Annotated in this window: 20 protein-coding genes; 16 read left to right on the top strand and 4 right to left on the bottom strand. The window is 60.0% G+C overall.

The genetic code is table 11. From position 1 onward, the window contains the following. Positions 1–33 precede the first annotated feature (33 nt). The 7 genes from alc to L9059_RS13685 all read left to right on the top strand — a co-directional run bounded on the left by alc (position 34) and on the right by L9059_RS13685 (position 6,564). Positions 34–1,029 (top strand): allantoicase, encoded by a 996-nt coding sequence (gene alc / locus L9059_RS13715; RefSeq protein ID WP_247291567.1) that lies wholly within the window; start codon positions 34–36, stop codon positions 1,027–1,029. Positions 1,030–1,172: 143 nt separating this feature from the next. Beyond that, entirely contained in the window at positions 1,173–1,676 is a 504-nt protein-coding gene (locus L9059_RS13710; protein WP_162437492.1) for an ureidoglycolate lyase, read from the top strand. A 50-nt stretch (positions 1,677–1,726) separates the two neighbouring features. Continuing rightward, positions 1,727–3,025, top strand: a complete 1,299-nt coding sequence (locus tag L9059_RS13705; protein ID WP_247291566.1) for a urate hydroxylase PuuD — start codon at positions 1,727–1,729, stop codon at positions 3,023–3,025. A gap of 172 nt (positions 3,026–3,197) precedes the next feature. Beyond that, positions 3,198–4,550 (top strand): nucleobase:cation symporter-2 family protein, encoded by a 1,353-nt coding sequence (locus tag L9059_RS13700; RefSeq protein WP_247291565.1) that lies wholly within the window; start codon positions 3,198–3,200, stop codon positions 4,548–4,550. A 69-nt stretch (positions 4,551–4,619) separates the two neighbouring features. Beyond that, positions 4,620–5,405: an outer membrane protein OmpK gene (locus L9059_RS13695; protein WP_247291564.1), complete on the top strand. Its 786-nt coding sequence runs from the start codon at positions 4,620–4,622 to the stop codon at positions 5,403–5,405. Positions 5,406–5,638: 233 nt separating this feature from the next. Further along, positions 5,639–5,782, top strand: coding sequence for a hypothetical protein (locus tag L9059_RS13690; RefSeq protein ID WP_247291563.1), 144 nt, complete (start codon positions 5,639–5,641; stop codon positions 5,780–5,782). Next, entirely contained in the window at positions 5,779–6,564 is a 786-nt protein-coding gene (locus tag L9059_RS13685; protein WP_247291562.1) for an outer membrane protein OmpK, read from the top strand. Before L9059_RS13690 ends, L9059_RS13685 begins: the two co-directional genes overlap by 4 nt. A 98-nt stretch (positions 6,565–6,662) precedes the next feature. Here the strand turns inward: L9059_RS13685 and L9059_RS13675 are convergent, their stop codons facing one another. Together L9059_RS13675 and L9059_RS13670 are read right to left on the bottom strand one after the other, a co-directional pair. Next, complete coding sequence (locus L9059_RS13675; RefSeq protein ID WP_247291561.1) at positions 6,663–7,817, bottom strand: patatin-like phospholipase family protein; 1,155 nt, start codon at positions 7,815–7,817, stop codon at positions 6,663–6,665. 52 nt (positions 7,818–7,869) lie between these two features. Continuing rightward, a complete protein-coding gene (locus L9059_RS13670; RefSeq protein ID WP_247291560.1) occupies positions 7,870–8,802 on the bottom strand; it encodes a lipid A biosynthesis lauroyl acyltransferase in 933 nt (310 codons plus the stop codon). Between the two features lie 118 nt (positions 8,803–8,920). On the opposite strand from L9059_RS13670, the gene minC reads away from it, so the two are divergent. The 7 genes from minC to L9059_RS13635 all read left to right on the top strand — a co-directional run bounded on the left by minC (position 8,921) and on the right by L9059_RS13635 (position 15,682). Then, positions 8,921–9,658 (top strand): septum site-determining protein MinC, encoded by a 738-nt coding sequence (minC, locus tag L9059_RS13665; RefSeq protein ID WP_045060241.1) that lies wholly within the window; start codon positions 8,921–8,923, stop codon positions 9,656–9,658. Positions 9,659–9,860: 202 nt separating this feature from the next. Then, positions 9,861–10,673: a septum site-determining protein MinD gene (gene minD / locus L9059_RS13660; RefSeq protein ID WP_247291559.1), complete on the top strand. Its 813-nt coding sequence runs from the start codon at positions 9,861–9,863 to the stop codon at positions 10,671–10,673. Next, positions 10,673–10,927: a cell division topological specificity factor MinE gene (gene minE, locus L9059_RS13655; protein ID WP_007944431.1), complete on the top strand. Its 255-nt coding sequence runs from the start codon at positions 10,673–10,675 to the stop codon at positions 10,925–10,927. Before minD ends, minE begins: the two co-directional genes overlap by 1 nt. A 181-nt stretch (positions 10,928–11,108) precedes the next feature. Continuing rightward, positions 11,109–11,744 carry an RluA family pseudouridine synthase gene (locus L9059_RS13650; protein WP_247291558.1) on the top strand — a complete coding sequence of 212 codons (636 nt, stop codon included), beginning with the start codon at positions 11,109–11,111 and terminating at the stop codon, positions 11,742–11,744. An 89-nt stretch (positions 11,745–11,833) separates the two neighbouring features. Further along, positions 11,834–13,123 carry a M18 family aminopeptidase gene (locus L9059_RS13645; protein WP_247291557.1) on the top strand — a complete coding sequence of 430 codons (1,290 nt, stop codon included), beginning with the start codon at positions 11,834–11,836 and terminating at the stop codon, positions 13,121–13,123. A 149-nt stretch (positions 13,124–13,272) separates the two neighbouring features. After that, positions 13,273–13,449, top strand: a complete 177-nt coding sequence (locus tag L9059_RS13640; RefSeq protein WP_247291556.1) for a hypothetical protein — start codon at positions 13,273–13,275, stop codon at positions 13,447–13,449. Positions 13,450–13,525: 76 nt separating this feature from the next. Then, positions 13,526–15,682, top strand: coding sequence for a mechanosensitive ion channel domain-containing protein (locus L9059_RS13635; RefSeq protein WP_247291555.1), 2,157 nt, complete (start codon positions 13,526–13,528; stop codon positions 15,680–15,682). A gap of 153 nt (positions 15,683–15,835) precedes the next feature. Here the strand turns inward: L9059_RS13635 and L9059_RS13630 are convergent, their stop codons facing one another. Further along, complete coding sequence (locus L9059_RS13630) at positions 15,836–17,509, bottom strand: DEAD/DEAH box helicase (protein WP_247291554.1); 1,674 nt, start codon at positions 17,507–17,509, stop codon at positions 15,836–15,838. 432 nt (positions 17,510–17,941) lie between these two features. Between L9059_RS13630 and L9059_RS13625 the strand changes: the two genes are divergently transcribed. Continuing rightward, a complete protein-coding gene (locus tag L9059_RS13625; RefSeq protein ID WP_247291553.1) occupies positions 17,942–18,733 on the top strand; it encodes a crotonase/enoyl-CoA hydratase family protein in 792 nt (263 codons plus the stop codon). Positions 18,734–18,787: 54 nt separating this feature from the next. Here the strand turns inward: L9059_RS13625 and L9059_RS13620 are convergent, their stop codons facing one another. Further along, positions 18,788–19,543: a spermidine synthase gene (locus L9059_RS13620; RefSeq protein WP_008040534.1), complete on the bottom strand. Its 756-nt coding sequence runs from the start codon at positions 19,541–19,543 to the stop codon at positions 18,788–18,790. Between the two features lie 161 nt (positions 19,544–19,704). On the opposite strand from L9059_RS13620, the gene L9059_RS13615 reads away from it, so the two are divergent. Beyond that, positions 19,705–21,051, top strand: a complete 1,347-nt coding sequence (locus tag L9059_RS13615) for a class II 3-deoxy-7-phosphoheptulonate synthase (protein WP_247291552.1) — start codon at positions 19,705–19,707, stop codon at positions 21,049–21,051. Positions 21,052–21,128 lie beyond the last annotated feature (77 nt).

Here is a 21,128-nt window from a genome sequence, read left to right as displayed (position 1 = left end):
CCCAAGCCAACTTATTAAAGGCAGACAAGAAGAATGAAAGCTTACGCCGTACCTTTCGAGAAGTTCGTCAACCTGGCCGACGCCCGCCTGGGCACTAAGATCATCTCGGTCACCGATGACTGGTTCGCAGACGCCAATCGTCTGTTCCAACCGACCCCGGCCGTATGGAAGGAGGGCGTGTTCGATGACAACGGCAAGTGGATGGACGGCTGGGAGTCGCGCCGCAAGCGCTTCGAAGGTTACGACAGCGCGGTGATCCGCCTGGGCGTGCCTGGCTCGATCAAAGGCGTCGACATCGACACTTCATTCTTCACCGGCAACTTCCCGCCTTCGGCCTCCCTGGAAGCCTGCTTCCTGGCCTCGGGCGAGCCAGACGAAAATACCCAGTGGACTGAAGTGCTGTCGGCTGTCGAGCTGCAAGGCAACAGCCATCACTACCACGAAATCAGCAACGACCAGTCGTTCAGCCACCTGCGTTTCAACATCTACCCGGATGGTGGCGTGGCCCGCCTGCGCGTGTACGGTATTCCGTTCCGCGACTGGTCGGCTGTTGGCGACAACGAGCAAGTCGACCTGGCTGCAGCCCTGAACGGTGGCCGCGCCCTCGCCTGCTCCGACGAACACTTCGGGCGCATGAGCAACATCCTCAACCCGGGCCGTGGCATCAACATGGGCGACGGCTGGGAAACCGCACGTCGTCGTACCCCGGGCAATGACTGGGTCATCGTCGCGCTGGGTCATCCGGGCGAGATCGAAAAAGTCATCGTCGATACCCTGCACTTCAAAGGTAACTATCCGGACACCTGCTCCATCCAGGGTGCGTTCGTGAAAGGCGGTACTGACAGCCAGATCGAAACCCAGTCGCTGTTCTGGCGTGAGCTGCTGCCGGCGCAGAAGCTGGAGATGCATGCCGAGCACACCTTCGCCGAGCAGATCAAGGCTCTGGGGCCCATTACCCACATCCGCCTGAACGTATTCCCGGATGGTGGTGTGAGCCGCCTGCGGGTATTGGGCAAGGTCGCTAAATAAGCGCTGAACCTGTGGCGAGGGAGCTTGCTCACGCTGGGCTGCGAAGCGGCCCCAAAAGCTTGGGAGCGCTTCGCACTCCAGCGGGAGCAAGCTCCCTCGCCACAAGAGCGGAACCAACAACACAGAATTCGGAAAACAACAGCATGCGCACACTGACGATTGAACCGCTGACCAAAGAAGCCTTCGCCCCTTTCGGTGACGTGATCGAAACCGACGGCAGCGATCACTTCATGATCAACAACGGTTCGACCATGCGCTTTCATAAACTGGCGACGGTTGAAACCGCCAAGCCAGAAGATAACGCAATCATCAGCATCTTCCGCGCCGACGCGCAGGATATGCCGCTGACCGTTTGCATGCTGGAGCGTCATCCGCTGGGCAGCCAGGCTTTCATTCCGCTGCTCGGCAACCCCTTTCTGATCGTGGTCGCGCCAGTTGGCGATGAACCTGTATCAGGCTTGGTCCGCGCCTTCGTCACCAACGGCAGGCAGGGCATTAATTACCATCGCGGCGTTTGGCACCATCCGGTGCTGACGATCGAAAAGCGGGATGACTTCCTGGTGGTTGATCGCAGTGGCACAGGCAATAACTGCGATGAGCATTTTTTCAAAGAGGATGAGCGTTTGATCCTCGCCCCCCACCAATAAGAGAAGGTCTGATCACTCGACAACAGAGTGACAGGCGAGAGGTAAAGACTGTGGAAGCACATCTGTTGGAATGGCTGAACCTGAGCGTGCGCTGGGTTCACATGATTACTGGCGTGGCCTGGATCGGTGCGTCGTTCTATTTCGTCTGGCTGGAAAACAACCTCAATCGGGTCAACCCGAAAAACGGTCTGGCGGGCGATCTGTGGGCGATCCACGGCGGCGGTATCTATCACCTGGAAAAATACAAACTGGCTCCACCGACCATGCCGGACAACCTGCACTGGTTCAAATGGGAAGCCTATTTCACTTGGATGTCGGGGGTCGCGCTGCTTTGCGTGGTGTTCTACTCCAACCCGACGCTCTACTTGCTGGCTCCCGGCAGCAGCCTGACCGGCCCTGAAGGCGTCCTGCTGGGCATCGGCTCGCTGTTCGTCGGCTGGTTCGTCTACTCCTTCCTCTGTGACTCGGCCCTGGGAAAACGCCCTGCCCTGCTGGGTTTCATTCTGTTCGTGCTGATCATTGGCGCCGCTTACGGCTTCAGCAAAGTGTTCAGCGGTCGTGGTGCGTACCTGCACGTCGGCGCGATCATCGGCACCATCATGGTCGGCAACGTGTTCCGCATCATCATGCCAGCACAACGGGCGCTGGTGGCGGCGATTGCCGAGAACCGCACGCCTGATCCGGCACTGCCGGCCAAAGGCCTGCTGCGTTCACGGCACAACAACTACTTCACCTTGCCAGTGCTGTTCATCATGATCAGCAACCACTTCCCGAGCACCTACGGCAGCCAGTACAACTGGTTGATCCTGGCCGGGATCGCGGTGCTGGCGGTGTTGGTGCGTCACTACTTCAACACCCGCCACGACAGCCACAAATTTGCCTGGACCCTGCCAGTGGCAGCGGTGGGCATGATTTGCCTGGCCTATGTGTCTGGTCCGAAGCCGATGTCCAGCGCGCCTGAAGTCGCCAAGGCCGCCGTCGAGTACCAGCCACTGCCGGAAACCGCCCTGGGCGGTGACAAGAAGCCGGCTGCAGCGGCACCGGCGACGGCTGCTGAAATGGCACCGACCCAGGCAGCGAATGCCGGCCCGGGTTTTGACAAGGTGCACAACGTGATCCAGGAACGCTGCACCGTCTGCCATTCCGCCAAGCCAACCAGCCCGTTGTTCAGTGCTGCACCGGCTGGCGTGATGTTCGACACCCCCGACCAGATCCGCCAGAACGCCCCGCGTATCCAGGCGCAGGCGGTCACAAGCCAGATCATGCCACTGGGCAACATCACCCAGATGACCCAGCAGGAGCGTGACCTGATTGGCGCATGGATTGTGCAGGGAGCCCAGACCAATTAAGCAGTGCCAAAGCCTGTGATGAGCAGGCTTGGGTGGCGAGGGAGCTTGCTCCCGCTGGGCTGCCGAGCAGACCCCTCTTAGGGGCCGCTTCGCGACCCAGCGGGAGCAAGCTCCCTCGCCACTGGCCCCTGATGCACAAAATCACAAGAATAAAAAAGATCCGAGGTGTTGCATGTCCGAGCTATCCAAAGCCCGCATCCCCGACGCACCCGCTATTCAGCGCTTGCCCCTGCTGCAACTGATCCTCGTCGGATTGCAGCACGTTCTGCTGATGTACGGTGGCGCCATTGCGGTGCCGCTGATCATCGGACAGGCCGCAGGCCTGAGTCGCGAAGAAATCGCCTTCCTGATCAACGCCGACCTGCTGGTCGCCGGGATCGCCACCATCGTGCAGTCCCTGGGCATCGGCCCGATGGGCATCCGCATGCCAGTGATGATGGGCGCCAGCTTTGCCGCCGTCGGCAGCATGGTCGCCATGGCAGGAATGCCTGGCATCGGCCTGCAAGGCATCTTCGGCGCGACCATCGCCGCCGGCTTCTTCGGTATGATCATCGCGCCGTTCATGTCCAAGGTCGTACGCTTCTTCCCACCACTGGTGACCGGCACAGTCATCACGTCAATCGGTTTGTCGCTGTTCCCCGTGGCCGTCAACTGGGCTGGTGGTGGCGCCGGCGCAACGCAATTCGGTTCACCCATCTACCTCGGTATCGCCGCCCTGGTGCTGGGCACCATCCTGCTGGTGCATCGCTTCATGCGCGGCTTCTGGGTCAATATTTCGGTATTGATCGGCATGTGCCTGGGTTACGTGATCTGCGGCCTGATCGGCATGGTCGACCTCAGTGGCATGGCCCAGGCGCCTTGGGTGCAGATCGTCACCCCGCTGCACTTCGGCATGCCGAAATTTGAACTCGCACCAATCCTGTCCATGTGCCTGGTGGTGGTGATCATCTTCGTCGAGTCCACCGGCATGTTTCTCGCCCTGGGCAAGATCACCGGTCAGGAAGTCTGCCCGCGGATGCTGCGGCGCGGCCTGTTGTGCGACGCCGGCGCTTCGTTCTTTGCCGGCTTCTTCAACACCTTCACCCACTCCTCTTTCGCGCAGAACATCGGCCTGGTGCAGATGACCGGTGTGCGCTGCCGTTCGGTAACCATCGTGGCTGGTGGCTTGCTGGTGGTATTGAGCCTGCTGCCGAAAGCGGCGTTTCTGGTGGCGTCGATTCCACCCGCGGTATTGGGCGGTGCAGCCATTGCGATGTTCGGCATGGTCGCTGCGACCGGGATCAAGATTCTGCAGGAAGCCGACATCGGTGACCGTCGCAACCAATTATTGGTGGCGGTGAGCATCGGCATGGGTTTGATCCCAGTGGTGCGTCCTGAATTCTTTGCCCACCTGCCATTGTGGATGAGCCCGATAACCCACAGCGGCATCGCGATGGCGACCTTGAGTGCGCTGTCGCTGAACCTGCTGTTTAACATCCTCGGCGGCAAGGAACGCGCCGCCATCAACGACTGCCATGCGCACTGACAGGTAACGCTGCTAACCCTGTGGGAGCAGACGTGTGCCTTGAACAATAAAAACAAGAAGGAGCAATAGATGATCAGGACACAGAAAAACCTGCTGTTGAGCGCCGGTCTCCTGACCGCGAGCCAGGTCATGGCCGGCGACTTGCTGCTGTGGCAGACCAACAGCCTGAGCTATCTCTACGGCAAGAACTTCGCAATCAACCCGTCGATCCAGCAGACGGTGACATTCGAGCATGCCGACAAATGGAAGTACGGCGATAATTTCCTGTTCGTCGACAAAATTTTCTACAACGGCAAGGAAGACCGCAACAAAGGTCCCCAAGCCTTCTACGGCGAATTCAGCCCACGCCTGTCCTTCGGTAAAATCTTCGACCGGCGCCTGGAGTTCGGCCCGATCAGGGATGTGCTGCTGGCCATGACCTACGAATACGGCGAAGGCGATAGCGAGGCGTATCTGATCGGCCCAGGTTTCGATCTGGCGGTACCTGGGTTCAACTATTTCACCCTGAACTTCTATCGCCGCCAGACCGAAGGCCCCCGTCCTGGCGATGGCGTCTGGCAAATCACCCCCACTTGGTCCTACAGCATCCCCCTGGGCAATTCGAACCTGCTGTTCGATGGCTATCTGGACTGGGTTGTGGACAACGACCAGAACGCGCGCGGCACCTACCACGCCAACCTGCACATCAACCCACAGCTCAAATATGACCTGGGCAAGGCCATGGGCTGGCGTGAAAAGCAGGTCTATGTTGGGACCGAATATAGTTACTGGAAGAACAAGTACGGGGTCGAAAATAGCTCGAACCTGGACACCAATCAGAACACCGCCAGCCTGCTGGTGAAGGTGCACTTCTAAGATGACCCGCAACTGTGCGCCAACCCTGTCGTCGGTGCGCCGTTGCGGGGCACTTGAGCCTTGGCCCGGGAGTCAGTATTCTCCGCGGCCGCCCGAATCTGGTCTAAAAAAAAGCCCGGATTTAATTCCTGACCGAAAAGCCAACTTACCCCGGCACCGGCCAGTATCAAGGCATTCCAAAACCCCTCTCAATCGACTGCTCTTGAGCTGCCGAACGGGAGTTTTTGTGCTTTTTGAAAGCCTTGGCTCAGCTCTTGCTAACAGCACTAAAGCTGACCGATTGGATGATTTTTACAGCAACAGAAAAAGGCGCCACACCAGAGCGCCAATTTAGAAGAAAAACGTGGAACACCTACTTTTTGGGAGCAACCGAATGAAACGTATGTACACAAGCCTGATGCTTGCCGGCTCCATGCTGGTTGGGGGCCAGGCGCTGGCCGGCGACTTGCTGCAGTGGCAGAACAACAGCCTGAGTTACCTGTACGGCAAAGACTTCAAGGTCAACCCGGCGATCCAGCAGACGGTCACCTTCGAACATGCTGATGGCTGGAAATATGGGGATAACTTCTTCTTCGTCGACAAGATCTTCTACAACGGGGACAAGGACTTCAACAATGGTCCGAACACCTACTACGGCGAGTTTCAGCCGCGCATTTCCCTGGGCAAGGTCCTGGACCAGAAGGTCGAGTTCGGCCCGATCAAGGACGTGCTGCTGGCGATGACCTACGAGTTCGGCGAAGGCGACACCGAGTCCTACCTGGTCGGCCCGGGCTTTGACCTGGCGATCCCCGGCTTCGACTACTTCCAGCTCAACTTCTACCAGCGCCACACCGAGGGCTCGCGCGCCGGTGATAACGTCTGGCAGGTGACCCCGGTCTGGTCCTACACCATTCCCGTCGGCGATTCCAGCATCCTGATCGACGGTTACATGGATTGGGTGATGGACAACGATTCCAATTCCAAGGGTGACTATCACGCCAACCTGCACTTCAACCCGCAGGTCAAGTACGACCTGGGCAAGGCGCTGAACCTGGGTGCCAAGCAGTTGTACGTTGGTGTCGAGTATGACTACTGGAAAAACAAGTACGGTATCGAAGACAGCCAGGGCTTCAAAACCGATCAGAGCGTGACCAGCTTCCTGGTCAAGGTTCACTTCTGATTTTGTAGGAGCGAGCTTGCTCGCGATGGACCAGAGAGCGCCACGGGGTGTCAGGCTCCCAGCGTCATCGTTAACGTCCATCGCGAGCAAGCTCGCTCCTACAGCAACCCCAAAAAACGACACACCTCTCCGCGCTTGGCTAACGCATCCCGCCGCCCCAGCTCAATCAACTCGCTGCAGTATCCCGACTCGAACAGCAGATAGCTCAACACCCCCGCTCCACTCGTCTTGGTCGCCCCCGGTCCGCGCAGGAACAAGCGCAATGCCGCCGGTAATTCCTGGCGATGCCGCGCCGCAATCTCATCGATCGGCTGGCTCGGGGAAATCACCAACACCTCCACCGGCGCCACTCCGAGTGCACGGGTGGGTGTACCGTCGGGCATCAGGTGGCTAAACTGGTTCAGACGCTGCAGCAGCTCAATGTCACTTTCCAGGCTGTCGATGAACGTACTGTTGAGCATGTGCCCGCCGATCTGCGCCAGCGTCGGCTGCTGGCCGGTGTAGGCGCGTTGCAGCGGCTGCTCGGGGTCGACACCGCGCGGGTTGCCGCTGACCCCCACCACCAGCACGCGGCTGGCCCCCAGGTGCAGGGCCGGACTGATGGGGGCCGATTGGCGTACCGCGCCGTCGCCGAAATACTCTTCACCGATTTTCACCGGAGCGAACAACAGCGGAATGGCGGAACTGGCGAGCAGGTGCTCAATAGTCAGTTGCGTGGGCACGCCGATGCGCCGATGGCGTAACCAGGCGTCGATGGTGCCCCCGCCTTGATAGAACGTGACCGCCTGACCGGACTCATAGCCGAACGCGGTGACCGCGACAGCCTGCAACTGCTTGTGTGCGATGGCTTCGGCGATCCCCGACAACTGCAGTTTGTCGTCGAGCAGCCCGCGCAATGGCGAGCTGTTGAGCAAGGCCACCGGCACTTGGGCACCGATCCCCAGCAGGCTGTGCGCAACAAAGCGGCTGGCTTGATGAATCACGCCTGGCCAATCGCTGCGCAACACCATATGACTGCGAAAGCCTTGCCAGAACGCCGTCAGGCGTTCAATGGCGCCACGGAAATCCAGTGCGCCACTGGCCAGGCTGACCGCATTGATCGCACCCGCCGAGGTGCCAACGATGACTGGAAATGGATTGTTCGCCCCCTTGGGCAGCAGCTCGGCGATCGCCGCCAGCACACCCACCTGATAGGCCGCCCGAGCCCCACCGCCGGAAAGAATCAAGCCTGTAACCGGTTCAACGGGACTCATCGCAGCGCTCCAGGGTACTTGTTGGTAATCCGTTCCTACGTGGGATCGTGGTTCAACCGCGTTTGGCGTACAGCTTGGGTTCACCGGGTGGGCGGCTCTTGAAGCGGCGATGAGCCCACAGGTATTGCTGCGGACATTCGCGCAGCACCCCTTCAACCCACTGATTGATGCGAACGCAGTCGCCTTCCTCTGTCTCGCCGGGGAAGCCTTCAAGCGGTGCATGGATCATCAGGCGATAGCCGCTGCCGTCCGCCAGGCGCTCCTGGGTGAACGGCACCACCAGCGCCTTGCCCAGCCGCGCGAATTTGCTGGTGGCCGTCACGGTGGCCGCCTGAATGCCAAACAGCGGCACGAAGATGCTTTGCTTCGCGCCGTAGTCCTGATCCGGTGCATACCAGATCGCTCTCCCGGCCCGCAGCAGTTTGAGCATGCCGCGCACGTCGTCACGCTCCACTGCCAGGGAATCGAGGTTGTGGCGCTCGCGACCGCGGCGCTGGATGTAATCGAATAGCGGGTTCTTGTGCTCGCGGTACATGCCATCGATGGTGTGCTGCTGGCCGAGCAAGGCCGCACCGATCTCCAGCGTAGTGAAATGCACGGCCATCAGGATCACGCCCTTGCCTTCGCGCTGGGCTTTTTGCAGATGCTCCAGGCCTTCGACATGGGCCAGCTTCGCCAGCCGCTCGCGGGACCACCACCAGCTCATAGCCATTTCGAAGAAGGCGATGCCGGTAGAGGCGAAATTCTCCCTGAGCAGGTGTTTGCGCTCAGCCGCAGATTTTTCCGGGAAACACAGTTCGAGATTGCGCTTGGCGATGCGCCGTCTGTCGCCGGCCAGGCGATACATGACTGCGCCCAGCACGCGACCGATGGACAGCAACGCCGGATAAGGCAGCTGGACAATCAGCCACAATAGCCCCAGACCACACCACAGCGGCCAGAAACGCGGGGAAAGAAATGCTCTTCGAAAACGCGGGCGATCCATTAAAGGTTCCGTCAAGACAATGGCCGCGCATTCTACATCGTTAGACCCGGCTTGCGGCTCGCGGGCGTTCTCGTTATAAGTCTCGGCACTTTTAGTGACAAGTCGTTGTATGCCGACCATGAGCCAAACCGAACCGCTAGACAAAGATCCCGTGTTCCAGTTGAAGGGCAGCATGCTCGCCATTACGGTGCTGGAACTGGCCCGTAACGACCTCGAGAACCTCGATCGACAACTGGCCGCCAAGGTCGCCCAGGCGCCTAACTTCTTCAGCAACGCGCCACTGGTGTTGGCGCTGGACAAACTTCCACCGGGCGAAGGTGCCGTTGATCTGCCGGGCCTGATGCGTGTTTGCCGCCAGCACGGCCTGCGCACCCTGGCGATCCGCGCCAGTCGCATTGAGGACATCGCCGCGGCCATCGCCGTCGATCTGCCGGTGCTGCCACCGTCCGGCGCCCGTGAGCGAGCACTGGACCCGAATGAAGGCGTTGTCGTAAAAAAACCGGAAAAACCGCCGGAGCCGACGATCAAGCCGACCAAAATCATCACCTCCCCCGTGCGCGGTGGCCAGCAGATCTATGCCCAAGGCTGCGACCTGGTGGTGATCTCCTCCGTCAGCCCGGGAGCGGAACTTCTCGCCGATGGCAACATCCATGTATACGGCCCGATGCGCGGTCGCGTGCTGGCCGGGGTAAAAGGCGATACCAAGGCCAGGATCTTCTGTCAGCAGATGAGCGCTGAACTGGTCTCCATTGCAGGCCACTACAAGGTTTCGGAGGACCTGCGGCGCGACCCTTTATGGGGTTCGGGCGTACAGGTCAGCCTGTCGGGCGATGTGTTGAACATCATTCGGCTTTAACGGATACTGCCGCATTTTCCAAGCATCTCTAAAACGTAGCGAAAACGGCTTGAACGAAGTCGGAAAAAGGCCAGAAAGCAGTGTTTACCGAAGGTAAGTGCCGTTCAGGGCCAGATTCCAGCCAAGGCTGTCCGACTGCAGTAGTTTTCCAGAGATGTTTTTTCAGGGGCTAAATGTCCTTTTTCCTTAGGGGTGAAACACCTTGGCCAAGATTCTCGTGGTTACATCCGGCAAGGGTGGTGTGGGTAAGACCACCACCAGTGCCGCTATCGGTACCGGCCTCGCACTGCGCGGCCACAAGACAGTTATCGTCGACTTCGACGTGGGCCTGCGTAACCTCGACCTGATCATGGGTTGCGAGCGCCGCGTGGTGTATGACTTCGTCAACGTGGTCAACGGCGAAGCCAACCTGCAGCAGGCCCTGATCAAAGACAAGCGCCTGGAAAACCTTTACGTACTGGCCGCCAGCCAGACCCGCGACAAAGACGCGCTGACCGTCGAAGGCGTGGAAAAAGTCCTGATGGCGTTGAAGGAAGACTTCGAATTCGTGGTCTGCGACTCCCCGGCAGGCATTGAGAAAGGCGCTCACCTGGCGATGTACTTCGCTGATGAAGCGATCATCGTCACCAACCCGGAAGTGTCCTCGGTACGTGACTCGGATCGCATGTTGGGCCTGCTTGCCAGCAAGTCGCGTCGTGCTGAAAGGGGCGAGGACCCGATCAAGGAACACCTGCTGCTGACCCGCTACAACCCGCAACGCGTGAATGATGGTGAAATGCTTGGCGTCGAGGACGTCAAGGAAATCCTGTCTGTCACCCTGCTGGGCGTGATTCCGGAATCCCAGGCTGTGCTCAAGGCCTCCAACTCGGGTGTACCCGTGATTCTCGACGACCAGAGCGACGCCGGCCAGGCATACAGCGATGCCGTCGATCGTCTGCTGGGCAAAACCTTGGAGCATCGTTTTCTCGATGTCACGAAGAAGGGATTCTTCGAGCGCCTGTTTGGAGGTAGGTAATGAACATTTTTGACTTCTTTCGTGCCAACAAGAAGCCAAGCACAGCCTCGGTAGCGAAAGAGCGTCTGCAGATCATCGTGGCGCATGAGCGCGGCCAACGCAGTACACCGGACTACCTGCCAGCCTTGCAAAAGGAACTGGTGGAGGTGATCCGCAAGTACGTCAATATCGGGTCCGATGACGTGCATGTCGCTCTGGAAAACCAGGGCAGCTGCTCGATTCTGGAACTCAATATCACCCTGCCCGATCGCTGAGTCGATCCGGCTGGAGCCACGGCGGCTTGGGCCCTTCGGGAGCTTTTGCAGGAGCTGCGGCAGGCTGCGATCTTTTGATCTTGTTCTTAAAGCAAAATCAAAAGATCGCAGCCTGCGGCAGCTCCTACATTGGGCACTGAGGGCCTGAGTCGCCGTTGGCGTTTGTTACGAGGCTGTTTTAATGCCGCTGTCCAACATCCAGATCATTCATCAGGACGCTGCCGTCCTGGTGGTGAACAAACCGACCTTGCTGCTCTCCGTCCCCGGCCGGGCCGATGATAACAAGGACTGCCTGATCACCCGCCTGCAAGAAAATGGCTACCCCGAGGCGCGCATCGTCCACCGGCTGGATTGGGAAACGTCCGGCATCATCCTGCTGGCCCGTGACCCGGATACTCATCGCGAACTGTCCCGGCAGTTCCACGACCGCGAAACGGAAAAAGCCTACACCGCCCTCTGCTGGGGCCAGCCCGAACTGGACAGTGGCAGCATCGACTTGCCACTGCGCTACGACCCTCCGACCAAACCCCGGCATGTAGTGGATCATGAATTCGGCAAACATGCGCTGACGTTCTGGCGCGTGCTGGAACGCTGCGGTGACGGGTGCCGGGTCGAACTGACACCTATCACCGGGCGCTCCCATCAACTACGCGTGCATATGCTCTCCATCGGCCACCCATTGCTGGGTGATGGGCTTTATGCCCACGAACAAGCACTGGCCGCCTGGCCGAGGCTATGCCTGCACGCCAGCATGCTGAGCTTCACCCACCCGCAAACCGGCGAACGCCTGCGCTTCGAGTGTCCCGCGCCGTTCTAGGCTGCTGCCTGCTCCCACAGGGACCCGCGCCGTAAGCACAAGCCAGGTCCAATACGTTAAACTGGCGCCACTGCTGTCTGGAGCTTTTTATGCGCGAAGAGTTGAACCAAGGCCTGATCGACTTCCTCAAGGCCTCCCCTACCCCCTTTCATGCCACTGCCAGCCTTGTACAACGCCTGGAAGCGGCAGGCTACCAGCGCCTTGACGAGCGCGAGTCCTGGAGCACCGAAGCGAACGGTCGCTACTACGTCACCCGCAACGACTCTTCGATTGTGGCGATCAAGATGGGCCGTCACTCCCCGCTCAACAACGGCATCCGCCTGGTGGGTGCGCACACCGACAGCCCGTGCCTGCGCGTCAAGCCGCAGCCGGAACTGCAGCGCCAGGGTTTCTGGCAGTTGGGCGTGGAAGTTTATGGTGGCGCCCTGCTAGCCCCCTGGTTTGACCGCGACCTGTCACTGGCCGGCCGGGTGACCTTCCGCCGCGACGGCAAGGTCGAGAGCCAGTTGATCGATTTCAAGCTGCCGATCGCAGTCATTCCCAACCTGGCCATTCACCTCAATCGTGAAGCCAACATGGGCTGGGCGATCAATGCCCAGACCGAACTGCCGCCGATCCTCGCGCAGTTTGCCGGTGACGAGCGCGTGGATTTTCGCGCAGTACTCACCAACCAACTGGCCCTGGAGCACGGCTTGAATGCCGACGTAGTGCTCGACTATGAGCTGAGCTTCTACGACACCCAAGGCGCTTCGATCATCGGCCTGCATGGCGATTTCATTGCCGGCGCACGCCTGGACAACCTGCTGTCGTGCTATGCCGGCCTGCAGGCGCTGCTCACCGCCGAAACCGATGAAACCTGCGTGCTGGTTGCCAACGACCACGAAGAAGTCGGCTCCTGCTCGGCCTGTGGTGCCGATGGCCCAATGCTCGAGCAAACGTTGCGCCGCTTGCTACCAGAGGGTGACGAGTTTGTCCGTACCATCCAGAAGTCCCTTCTGGTATCGGCCGACAACGCCCATGGCGTGCACCCCAACTATGCGGACAAGCACGATGCCAACCACGGCCCGAAACTCAACGCTGGCCCGGTAATCAAGGTTAACAGCAACCAGCGCTACGCCACCAATAGCGAAACCGCCGGGTTCTTCCGCCACCTGTGCATGGCTGAAGAAGTGCCAGTGCAAAGCTTCGTGGTGCGCAGCGACATGGGCTGCGGCTCAACCATCGGCCCGATCACCGCCAGCCATCTGGGCGTACGCACCGTCGACATCGGCTTGCCGACATTTGCCATGCACTCGATCCGCGAGTTGTGCGGCAGCCATGACCTGGCGCACCTAGTGAAGGTGCTGAGCGCGTTCTACGCCAGTCACGAGATGCCCTGATCCACCCCCACCCCGTGGCGAGGGAGCTTGCCGGATCGCCGCATCCGACAAGCGCCCTCGCCACAACAATCGCGCCGCCCTCATGATTGTTTTCAGTTTCGTAAAAGCCACCTAAAATCAAAGTAACCCTTTCGACAAGGCAGTCGCTGATGATCACAATCCAGTCGTTCCACGCCATGCTGATCCCGATCCTCAGCGGAATGATCCTGCTGGCCATCGGCTTCAATTTCCGCGACAAGAACGCCGGCGTGTTCGCGATGTGGATTGGCATGCTGACGATCCTTGGCACCGTGGTATTCAAAATCCTCGCCAAACTCAACGAATAAATACTCGCCCCGACTCGCATTGATTTTGGCGGGCTCGTACACTCGGCCAATCTGATCCCCCAAGGTTGACCGCCTAGTGTTCGTTCGTCTTTTTGCCCTGCCGTATTTCCTCCTCGTCTGCCTCATGACGCTACTACCGCTGGCGCCAGCCGAGGCGGTCGGCCTGCCTGGGCTGATCAGCGGCTCGGCGAAACCCCAGCCGGAGGCGCAAGCGCCGCTCGGACAGTCCCTGGACGAAGTCATCAAGTCGCTGGAGAATGACCAGCAACGCAGCAAGTTACTCGCAGACCTGAAGAAACTCCGCGATGCCACCAAGCAAGCCCAGCCCGCCGCGGAACAGGGGGTACTTGGATTGATCGGCGGCACATTGGCCAGTTTCGAGAAGCAGTTTTCCGGAGCCGACAGCCCGATCACACGCTGGTCAGAAGAATACGACTTGGCCAAGGACGAACTGCAAGCCTTGATCCTGCCAGCCAACGAGTGGCTTCCGATCATCTTCGCCTTTGCCATGATCCTGATGGTCTGGAGCCTGCTTGCCGCCGTGCTGATCTGGCTCGGCCACCGCGTGCGCATGCGCTTCGGCCTGACTGAAGAGCTGCCGCAGCACCCAAAGGCGCTGGATATGTTGCGCTTCGCGCTGCGCAAACTTGGGCCCTGGCTGGTCGCCCTGATCATGACCGTCTACATGACCTACGCCCTGCCGTCGTCACTGGGCAAAAGCCTGGCCATGGTCCTTGCCTATGCACTGGTGGTGGGCACCTGCTTCTCGGCTATCTGCGTGATCGCCTTTTCGGTGCTGGACGGCCCGCATCGGCACCGCGCCTTGTATATCTTGCGCCATCAGGCCTTCCGGCCGCTGTGGCTGATCGGCAGTTTCGCCGCGTTCGGCGAGGCATTGAGCGACCCGCGCCTGGTCGAAAGCCTCGGCAGCCATCTGGCGCACACCGCGGCGACAGTCGCCAATGTCCTGGGGGCGCTGTCCACGGGCCTGTTCATCTTGCGTTTCCGCCGCCCCATCGCCCACCTGATCCGCAACCAACCGTTGTCCCGACGCCTGACCCGCCGCGCACTCAGCGACAGCATCGATATCCTCGGCACCTTCTGGTATGTGCCGGCGTTGGTGCTGGTGGCAATCTCCCTATTCGCCACTTTTGTTTCCGCCGGCGACACCAGCACCGCTTTGCGCCAGTCACTGATCTGCACCGTGCTGCTGGTGTTGTGCATGGTGATCAACGGCCTGGTGCGGCGCCACTCGCTCAAGCCGCAACGCGGGGTGAAGCGCCATGCGCTGTATTCGGACCGCCTGAAAAACTTCTTCTATACCCTGGCGCATCTGGTGGTCTGGCTAGCGTTCATTGAACTCGGCCTGCGCGTTTGGGGTATGTCGTTGATCGCCTTCACCGAGGGCGAAGGGCATGAAGTCAGCGTCAAGTTGCTGAGTCTTTCCGGTACGCTGATTTTCGCCTGGCTGATCTGGATTCTCAGTGACACTGCGGTACACCACGCCCTCACCCGCTCGCGCAAAGGCCTGGCCAATGCCCGCGCGCAGACCATGATGCCGCTGATTCGCAACGTGCTGTTCGTGGCCATTTTCATCATCGCGCTGATCGTCGCCCTGGCGAATATGGGCATGAACGTCACACCGCTGCTGGCGGGTGCCGGCGTGATCGGCCTCGCCATCGGTTTCGGCGCGCAATCCCTGGTCGCCGACCTGATAACCGGCCTTTTTATCATCATAGAAGACTCACTGGCCATCGATGACTATGTAGACGTTGGCGGGCACTTGGGTACCGTCGAAGGGCTGACCATCCGCACGGTACGCCTGCGGGATATCGACGGTATCGTCCACACCATCCCGTTCAGTGAAATCAAAAGCATCAAGAACTACTCCCGGGAGTTCGGCTACGCGATTTTCCGGGTGGCGGTGCCGTCCAGCATGGACATCGACGAAGCGATCAAACTGATGCGTGACGTCGGCCAGAAAATGCGCAACGACCCGCTGCAGCGGCGTAACATCTGGTCTCCACTGGAGATCCAGGGCGTCGAAAGTTTCGAGTCAGGCAATGCGATCCTGCGCGCCCGGTTCAAGACGGCGCCGATCAAGCAGTGGGAAGTGTCCAGGGCGTTCAACCTGTCGCTCAAACGCCATCTGGATGAAGCAGGCCTGGATCTGGCAACGCCGCGCATGAGCGTGCAGGTGGTAACGGCAGGCGGTGGCCAAACAACCGAGTAGCCTCCCCTTGTAGCCACTCACCTTTGTGGGCTTGCTCGCTCCCACAGGGGTCAGTGGCCGACCAAACACTAGGCGACAACAAATCGCAGGCAAAAAAAAATCCCCGAACCAGTCGGGGATTTTTTATGTTCGATCAATCAACCCAGGGGCCGATCAATCTTCGCGATAGCGACGCAGCTTCAACTGCTTGCCGGCAACGCGAGTGTCCTTCAGTTTGGTCAGGAGTTTTTCCAGACCATCTTCCGGCAGCTCGACGAGGCTGAAGCTGTCACGCACCTGGATGCGACCGATGGCTTCACGAGCCAGGCCGCCTTCATTCAGGATGGCGCCCAGCAGGTTCTTGGCAGCGATACCATCACGCGCACCCAGCGCGGTACGGCAACGAGCACGACCTTCAGCCAATGGAACCGGAGCGCGACGCTCACGATCACCACGGTCCGGACGATCACCGGTACGCTCTGGACGATCGCCACGGGGTGCATTGTTCGGCACCAGCGGACGTTCTTTCTCGATCGCGGCCAGGGTCAACGCCTGAGCGTTGGTTGCCTTGCGCAACAGAGCAGCGGCCAAGGCGCGCGGAGTGCAGCCGATGTCGGCGGTCAGGCGATCGAGCAGATCACCGTGGGTCGATTCGGCATCAGCTACCAGCGGCGACAGGCTGTTGGTCAACTTCTTGATGCGAGCATCGAGAACAGCTTGGGCGTCCGGCAGGCGAACTTCGGCAACCTTTTGACCGGTTACACGCTCGATCACTTGCAACATACGGCGCTCACGCGGAGTCACCAGCAGCAACGCACGACCTTCGCGCCCGGCACGGCCAGTACGGCCGATACGGTGAACGTAGGACTCTGGATCGTACGGCATGTCAACGTTGAACACGTGAGTGATGCGCGGAACGTCCAGGCCACGAGCGGCAACGTCGGTCGCCACAACGATGTCCAGACGGCCATCCTTGAGGGAGTCGATCACGCGCTCACGCTGGTTCTGGGCAATGTCACCGTTCAGCGCAGCGGCTTTGTAGCCTTTGGCTTCCAGGGCGCTGGCCAGGTCCAGGGTCGCTTGCTTGGTGCGCACGAACATGATCAGCGCGTCGAAATCTTCAACTTCCAGCAGGCTCAATACAGCCGAGGTCTTCTGGTCAGCGTGAACCAACAGGTGAGCCTGTTCGATCGCGGTAACGGTCTGAGTCTTGGTCTGGATCTTCACGTGTTGCGGATCGCGCAAATGGCGTTCGGCAATGGCACGAATCGACTGCGGCAAGGTTGCCGAGAACAATACGGTCTGACGGGTTGCAGGCAGGGCCTTGAAGATAACTTCGAGGTCGTCCATGAAACCCAGTTTGAGCATTTCGTCCGCTTCGTCGAGAACCAGGTGGTTCACGGTCGACAGGACTTTTTCGTCGCGACGCAGGTGGTCGCACAGACGGCCCGGGGTGGCGACAACGATCTGTGCGCCGTTACGGATTGCTTTCAGTTGTGGGCCCATAGGCGCGCCGCCGTAAACGGCCACAACGGTAACGCCCGGCATTTGCTTGGCGTAGGTTTCGAAAGCGGTTGCTACTTGCAGCGCCAACTCACGGGTTGGCGCCAGGATCAGGGCTTGCGGCTCGCGCTTGGCAGGATCGATGCAATGCAGGATAGGCAGGGCGAACGCAGCGGTTTTACCCGTACCGGTTTGCGCCTGGCCAATCATGTCGTGGCCGGCCATGATGATCGGGATCGATTGCTGCTGAATAGCCGAAGGTTCTTCGTAGCCAGTCGCGATGACGGCTGCAAGGATATTCGGATTAAGATTAAAAGCGGCGAAGCCGCCGGTTTCCTGGGTCATGGGTCTGCCTCTAAGTGCATCCGCAAAGACCCATGCTCCAAAGCTGCGCATGCCGTGTAAGACTCAAGAGTCGCCCTGGCTGCTTTGTCGGCGGGGATTTGCGAAAACGAATGAATGAAAAAGATTCGTCAAGGGAGAGTCCGCTGTGCGGACGTGCAGCCGAAGCTGACTTCGGGGAATTGCGCTACCTAAACGCGGCCCGGTTAAAGGCCGGCGCGCACTATACCGGAATTCGGGCAAAAAGGGAGCATTATTTGTCGGAAAACTGACGTATACGCCATTGTGTCAAAGGCTTTGCGCAGAATCCAACCAGGGTCTACTTTTCAAAGGCCCGGCCCTGCTGGAGATGGCGCTAAAACGGTTCACCCTGCTGACCCGTCCTCTCAGCCCTGCCCCCGGCGTCCACTCCCTTCCTGCCCGAGGAATTGCACCATGAATCAGCCCTGCTCCAGTCGAGTCAGCCGTGAACGGTGTGGTCATGTGCTGTTGATCGGCTTGGACCGGGTGGTAAAGCGCAATGCGTTCGATCTCGATCTGCTGAACGAACTGAGCCTGGCCTATGGCGAATTCGAAGCCGACGGCGAAGCGCGGGTGGCGGTGGTGTTCGGCCATGGCGACCACTTCACCGCCGGACTCGACCTGGTCAGCGCCAGCGCCGGCTTGGCCGACGGTTGGCAGGCGCCAGCCGGTGGCTGCGACCCATGGGGCATCCTGGCCGGCCCTCGGGTGACCAAACCAGTGATTGTCGCCGCCCAAGGTTACTGCCTGACCATCGGCATCGAATTGATGCTGGCCGCTGATATCAATCTGTGCGCCAGCAATACCCGCTTCGCCCAGAAAGAAGTGCAGCGCGGGATCTTCCCGTTTGGCGGCGCCACTTTGCGCCTGCATCAGGTCGCGGGTTGGGGCAATGCGATGCGCTGGTTACTCACAGGGGATGAATTCGATGCCCATGAAGCATTGCACTTAGGTCTTGTTCAGGAAGTCATGGCCAGCGAGGATTTGCTACCCCGGGCCCTTGAGCTTGCTGAACGGATCGCCCGGCAGGCACCGCCTGGGGTTCAGGCGACACTGATGTCGGCCCGCCAGGCGCGTTACGAAGGGGAAACGGCGGCGGCGCTGGGGTTGGCGCCGCTGGTGAAGAAGCTGCTGGGCAGTGAGGATGCCAAGGAAGGCGTGCGGTCGATGATCGAGAAGCGGCCCGGCGTGTTTAAAGGGCTTTGAGGGATGTATTGACTGTGAGGGCTTGCCCGCGATGAGGCCCTCAAAGACGCCGACTTATGTTGCCGGGCGAATCGCCTTGATCAGCGACTGCAACGAATACCCCAACCGTGGCGCCAGCCCTTCGGCCCGGGCCACCAGGCCATCCATGTCCAGCTCCTGATCCAGCTCCGACGGCACCAGCAGAATCACATTGCCCTCCTTCACCGGCAGCTCCCAGTAATGCCGGTGATACAGCCCGCGCAACAACGCAGCGCCCAGCGGCTTGCCATCGTCGGTGGCCCACTGGTTGATCACCAGCCATCCACCCGGATTCAGGCGTTTCTGACAGTTCTCCAGGAAACTCCAGGCCAGGTGACCGACCCCAGGCCCGACATCGGTATAGAGGTCGACAAAAATCAGGTCTGCCGGCTCTGCGGTATCGAGCAACTCCAGCGCGTCGCCGACCCGGATATACAGCCGCGGATCGTCATCCAGCCCCAGGTATTCGATGGCCAGGCGCGGCACGTCGGGCCGCAGTTCGATGGCTTCGACGTCTTCCAGTGGCAGGAATTTCAGGCAGGCCTGGGTCAGCGTACCGGCGCCCAGCCCCAGGAACAACGCACTTTCCGGCTGCTCATGGCACAACGCACCAATCAGCATCGCGCGGGTGTAATCGTATTCGAGCCAGCTTGGGTCGGCAGTGAACACACAGCTCTGTTCAATGGCGTCACCGAACTCGAGAAATCGGTAATCCGCCACTTCCAGCACGCGTATCACACCGAATTCATCCTGTACCTCGGCGAGCAGATGCTCGACGCGCTCCTCGGTCATTTCGTCTCCTGATCGTCATCGGGCCTGCAGCATGGGAAACAGCAGCGCAGTGAACTGCTGATGCGACTGCAAAGGCGCGATTGTCCGCGAAGCAACGGGAACAGGTCACGCACTAATTGCTGATAACATGACGATCCGAGCGTAAAACTACCGAGACCGTGATGAGCCAACCCTGGAGCCCTGACAGCTGGCGAGCCCTGCCGATCCAGCAACAACCTGTCTACCCCGACACAGCACATTTGCTGCAGGTCGAGCAAACCCTGGCCAGCTATCCGCCGCTGGTGTTTGCTGGTGAAGCGCGGGAGTTGCGTCGCCAGTTTGCCGAAGTGACCCAGGGTCGGGCGTTTCTACTGCAGGGCGGTGATTGCGCCGAAAGTTTTGCAGAGTTCTCCGCAGCGAAGATTCGCGACACCTTCAAGGTGCTGCTGCAAATGGCGATCGTCATGACCTTCGCCGCCGGCTGCCCGGTGGTCAAGGTCGGCCGCATGGCCGGGCAGTTCGCCAAACCCCGTTCGGCCAATGACGAAACCATCGACGGCGTGACCTTGCCGGCCTACCGTGGCGATATCGTCAACGGCATCGGCTTCGACGAAAAGAGCCGCGTGCCAGATCCGGAACGCCTGCTGCAGTCCTACCACCAGTCGACCGCCACCCTCAACCTGCTGCGCGCATTTGCCCAAGGCGGTTTTGCCGACCTGCATCAGGTGCACAAGTGGAACCTGGACTTCATCGCCAATTCGGCACTGGCTGAAAAGTACAGCCACCTGGCCGATCGCATCGATGAAACCCTTGCCTTCATGCGCGCCTGCGGCATGGACAGCTCGCCGCAGCTGCGCGAGACCAGTTTCTTCACCGCGCACGAAGCCTTGCTGCTCAATTACGAAGAAGCGTTCGTACGTCGCGACAGCTTGACCAACGACTACTACGACTGCTCGGCGCACATGCTGTGGATCGGCGACCGCACTCGTCAGCTGGACGGCGCTCACGTCGAGTTCCTGCGTGGCGTGAATAATCCGATCGGGGTCAAGGTCGGCCCGAGCATGAACCCCGACGATCTGGTCCGCCTGATTGATGTGCTCAACCCAGACAACGACCCCGGTCGCCTGAACCTGATTGCCCGAATGGGCGCCAACAAGGTCGGCGACCATCTGCCGGCATTGATCCGCGCCGTGCAGCGCGAGGGTAAGCAGGTGCTCTGGAGTTCCGACCCGATGCACGGCAACACCATCAAGGCCAGCAGCGGCTACAAGACCCGGGATTTTGCGCAAATACTGGGCGAGGTGAAGCAGTTCTTCCAGGTTCACCAGGCCGAAGGCAGTTACGCCGGCGGGATCCATATCGAGATGACAGGGCAGAATGTGACCGAATGCATTGGCGGCGCGCGGCCGATTACCGAGGACGGGTTGTCGGACCGGTACCACACCCATTGCGACCCTCGGATGAATGCTGATCAGTCGCTGGAGCTGGCGTTTTTGATTGCCGAGACCTTGAAGCAGGTTCGCCGGTAAAACGCCGCGCTGCCATCGTCGGATCGTTATCGCGAGTAGGCTCACTCCCATATTGGATTTGTGTTCAACACCAATCC

This window comes from Pseudomonas violetae, assembly GCF_023072615.1.
Lineage (GTDB): Bacteria > Pseudomonadota > Gammaproteobacteria > Pseudomonadales > Pseudomonadaceae > Aquipseudomonas > Aquipseudomonas violetae.
Note: the sequence above shows the minus strand (reverse complement) of the source record. Positions and strands in the feature narration are given on the sequence as shown.

What these genes read in the sequence shown, in the direction of transcription:
- alc (WP_247291567.1), top strand. Translation starts at nt 34, where the DNA reads ATGAAAGCTTACGCCGTACCTTTCGAGAAGTTCGTCAACCTGGCCGAC.
- L9059_RS13710 (WP_162437492.1), top strand. Translation starts at nt 1,173, where the DNA reads ATGCGCACACTGACGATTGAACCGCTGACCAAAGAAGCCTTCGCCCCT.
- L9059_RS13700 (WP_247291565.1), top strand. Translation starts at nt 3,198, where the DNA reads ATGTCCGAGCTATCCAAAGCCCGCATCCCCGACGCACCCGCTATTCAG.
- L9059_RS13695 (WP_247291564.1), top strand. Translation starts at nt 4,620, where the DNA reads ATGATCAGGACACAGAAAAACCTGCTGTTGAGCGCCGGTCTCCTGACC.
- L9059_RS13685 (WP_247291562.1), top strand. Translation starts at nt 5,779, where the DNA reads ATGAAACGTATGTACACAAGCCTGATGCTTGCCGGCTCCATGCTGGTT.
- L9059_RS13675 (WP_247291561.1), bottom strand. Translation starts at nt 7,817, where the DNA reads ATGAGTCCCGTTGAACCGGTTACAGGCTTGATTCTTTCCGGCGGTGGG.
- L9059_RS13670 (WP_247291560.1), bottom strand. Translation starts at nt 8,802, where the DNA reads ATGGATCGCCCGCGTTTTCGAAGAGCATTTCTTTCCCCGCGTTTCTGG.
- minC (WP_045060241.1), top strand. Translation starts at nt 8,921, where the DNA reads ATGAGCCAAACCGAACCGCTAGACAAAGATCCCGTGTTCCAGTTGAAG.
- minE (WP_007944431.1), top strand. Translation starts at nt 10,673, where the DNA reads ATGAACATTTTTGACTTCTTTCGTGCCAACAAGAAGCCAAGCACAGCC.
- L9059_RS13650 (WP_247291558.1), top strand. Translation starts at nt 11,109, where the DNA reads ATGCCGCTGTCCAACATCCAGATCATTCATCAGGACGCTGCCGTCCTG.
- L9059_RS13645 (WP_247291557.1), top strand. Translation starts at nt 11,834, where the DNA reads ATGCGCGAAGAGTTGAACCAAGGCCTGATCGACTTCCTCAAGGCCTCC.
- L9059_RS13640 (WP_247291556.1), top strand. Translation starts at nt 13,273, where the DNA reads ATGATCACAATCCAGTCGTTCCACGCCATGCTGATCCCGATCCTCAGC.
- L9059_RS13630 (WP_247291554.1), bottom strand. Translation starts at nt 17,509, where the DNA reads ATGACCCAGGAAACCGGCGGCTTCGCCGCTTTTAATCTTAATCCGAAT.
- L9059_RS13625 (WP_247291553.1), top strand. Translation starts at nt 17,942, where the DNA reads ATGAATCAGCCCTGCTCCAGTCGAGTCAGCCGTGAACGGTGTGGTCAT.
- L9059_RS13620 (WP_008040534.1), bottom strand. Translation starts at nt 19,543, where the DNA reads ATGACCGAGGAGCGCGTCGAGCATCTGCTCGCCGAGGTACAGGATGAA.
- L9059_RS13615 (WP_247291552.1), top strand. Translation starts at nt 19,705, where the DNA reads ATGAGCCAACCCTGGAGCCCTGACAGCTGGCGAGCCCTGCCGATCCAG.